At 44.4% G+C, this 2,927-nt stretch carries 2 protein-coding genes and 2 pseudogenes; 1 reads left to right on the top strand and 3 read right to left on the bottom strand.

What is annotated here, in order from left to right:
• Positions 1-432, bottom strand: a pseudogene (locus QZY09_RS19845) (hypothetical protein); the annotation flags it as partial.
• A gap of 15 nt (positions 433-447) precedes the next feature.
• Positions 448-1,578: a hypothetical protein gene (locus QZY09_RS19840; protein ID WP_295675251.1), complete on the bottom strand. Its 1,131-nt coding sequence runs from the start codon at positions 1,576-1,578 to the stop codon at positions 448-450.
• 179 nt (positions 1,579-1,757) lie between these two features.
• Between QZY09_RS19840 and ruvX the strand changes: the two genes are divergently transcribed.
• Positions 1,758-2,171, top strand: a complete 414-nt coding sequence (ruvX, locus tag QZY09_RS19835) for a Holliday junction resolvase RuvX (protein ID WP_295675249.1) — start codon at positions 1,758-1,760, stop codon at positions 2,169-2,171.
• A gap of 510 nt (positions 2,172-2,681) precedes the next feature.
• On the opposite strand, the pseudogene QZY09_RS19830 reads toward ruvX, so the two are convergent.
• Positions 2,682-2,927 (bottom strand): annotated as a pseudogene (locus QZY09_RS19830) (cell division protein); the annotation flags it as partial.

Below are 2,927 nucleotides of genomic sequence, written 5' to 3'. Positions count from 1 at the left end.
TTTCCGGGATTTGTGCATGGTTTCCCATTCCAGGTCTTTTGCGGCTTTCCATTTATCTACATCGGCGGGGGTCGCTTTGCGGTAGATCTTTTTGGCGATATCCGCTTCTTTGACCCGGCGTTTCACCATTTGCATCCGCACCAGTTCGCCGGTTATGGAAACGTGGCCAATATCATAGCCACCGGTTGTTGTTTCAACCGCTACCAGTTCACCTGCCTCGAGGTAAATGTTGTCATTATTAAAGTAAAATTCTTTTCTTGATCCTTTAAATTTTACTTCAACAATGTTGAAAGGCTTATAATTTGTCGGCATGTCCATATTGGACAGCCAATCGTAAACATCTAACTTGCTGCAGCCATTGGTGAGGCACGAGCCGTTACTTTTGCAGCCCGCAGGAGAACATCCTCCTGTTGAGCAACTTCCACATCCCATAATTAATCCGGTATATTAGGTGTCCGCTTTCTGGCGGATCGTTAAACTTATTAACTTAATAATCTGTAAAGATACATCTAAAAATAAAATTTTAGGGTTTGCATTTCGTTCTATATGATAGTGGGCTTTTTCAAGCTCGTTGATGATCCCTTGAGCCAGCGGGATATTCATGGCTTTGGCCATCCGTTGCGCGGTTTCCAGTTCCTGCGGCGGTAAATGAACCAGGTTTTCAGCGCCCGATAAAATGAGACAGCATTCGCGTAAAAAGTTGATCCCGTAACGTAAAAAGTTCTTTTGGTTTTCGCGGCCCATTTTTGAAGCCTGATCTACGAAACCTACAATTTCAATCCCTTTGTTGCCAAAACACAAGCGCAGCCATTGCACAAACTGGTTATGAAAACTATCATTACCCTCCTGCAGCATCGCCAGCGCCTCAGTTAAATTGCCGTTGCTTAAATAGGCTATTTGTGCCGCCGCTTCGTCGGTTTGGTGGTGTTTTTCCACCAGGAAATCTTTTATTTCATGATACCCTAATGCCGGGATCTTGATCAGTTGTGTACGCGAAAGGATGGTGTTTAAAATCTGGTCCTGGTTTTGGGCCACCAACAAAAATAATGTATTTGGCTGCGGCTCCTCAATAATTTTAAGCAGGGCATTACCCTCCCTGTTAAGATATTCAGGCAACCATAAGATCAAAATTTTGTAGGCAGATTCAAAGGGCTTAAAGCTGAGTTTTTTGATGATCTGATGGCACTCTGCTATATTGATATTGGCTTGTTTGTTCCCGGCGTCAAGATATCCGCGCCAGGTATCGAAATCCAGGTAATTATTGGTCAATAATGCCGTGCGCCACTGTTCAATAAAATCAATTGCCGTTTCTTTCGGCAAACCGAATGTGGGGTACGAAAAATGCAGGTCGGGGTGCATCAGTTTCTGGTACTTGCGGCAGGAAGAACATTCGCCGCAGGAATCATCCGGCTGTTTATCCTCGCAGGATAAGTATTGCGCGTAGGCAACTGCTAAGGGCAGGCTACCTGAACCGGCGGGGCCCAAAAACAATTGCGCATGACTCACCCGGTTTTCATTCACCGAATTGATCAAACGTTGCTTTATGGCATCCTGTCCGATTATTTGCTTAAACTGCATTGGTGCAAAGTAGATAATTTTTTAGAAATTAGCGATTGCAGCGTATAGAATAGTTTCGCCAAACGATAAATAATGACTGATCCCTGAAAAAGAATTGGCAAATAGGCCTATCTTTACCACATGCTTTTCCTGATCTCCAGACTCTTCCCGATAGCTATCGGGACACTAATCTCTAACCCATGAGAGTAATGGCCTTTGATTACGGAACCAAGCGGATCGGCATCGCCGTTACGGACCCCTTGCAGATCATCGCGACCGGGTTGGATACCATTCACCCGATCAAAATTATTGATTACTTAAAAAACTACCTGCAAACCGAACAAGTAGAGCGTTTTATTGTGGGAGAGCCCAAACAAATGGACAATACCCCCTCGCAGTCGGCCATTCATGTGAAGGGTTTTGTGAACCTGCTGAAAAAAACCTTCCCGGATACGCCCATTGAAATGCTGGATGAACGCTTTACCTCAAAAATGGCCTCGGCTACGATTGCGCAAAGCGGGATGAATAAAAAGCACCGCCAAAATAAGGAGCTGGTGGATACCATTTCGGCCGTGATCCTGTTGCAATCGTGGATGGAAAAGAAATTTTATTGATTTTTTGGGATTACACCATAGGTGTTCGGAAGATGGATTTTCTCTCACAAATATGGAGTGAGGTGTCATGGTGAGGCGCTCGAACCATGTGGGCAAAGGCCTTTACACCATGCATAACCGCTAATGCACAGTCCGCGATTCCCAACGCACATGCTTCGAGAGCCTCAGCATGACACCCTTTTTGGTCTTCCGAACACCCAAGGGGATTACACCTATTGGGGGATGATTATTCACTATCATTTATTTTTTTTGGTGTTCATGAGCTCGCTGCGCTCGGTTTCACCGATTGCAGACGTTCAGGCTTTAGCAGTACAGCTTGAAAGCACCAAAGGGAGACTATCTAAAACAGTGTAAACCCTGTTTTAGTAGACAAGCATATAAACGGCTTATTATCAGGTATTTGCAAAAGTAAATTCTTAAATGTGTAAACCTTTTGTAAACCCTTTCTGTGCTTTTGGAGTTCGATGAACATATAGGTTGACGATTGGTCAATTTAGCGTTGACACAATTTTATGCGGCTTCCGCCGCATGTTTGATCACCTGGTTTCTGATCACCAATAACTTTCGCATGTAACGGGTCAGGAAAACGGAATTTGCCAACTTTCCCAACCACCCCATCGGCGATTCAAAATCAAAAACATCTTTCATAATCGTTTGCCCGCCGACAGAAGAAAAAAGATGGTCATGCCGGAAACATGTGAAAGCGCCGTTGACCATTTCATCCGTAAAATAATTGGGGTATTCGAACCGGGTGAT

This window comes from uncultured Mucilaginibacter sp., from assembly GCF_903913935.1.
Classification (GTDB): Bacteria; Bacteroidota; Bacteroidia; order Sphingobacteriales; family Sphingobacteriaceae; genus Mucilaginibacter.
This window is presented reverse-complemented; position numbering and strand designations above follow the sequence as displayed.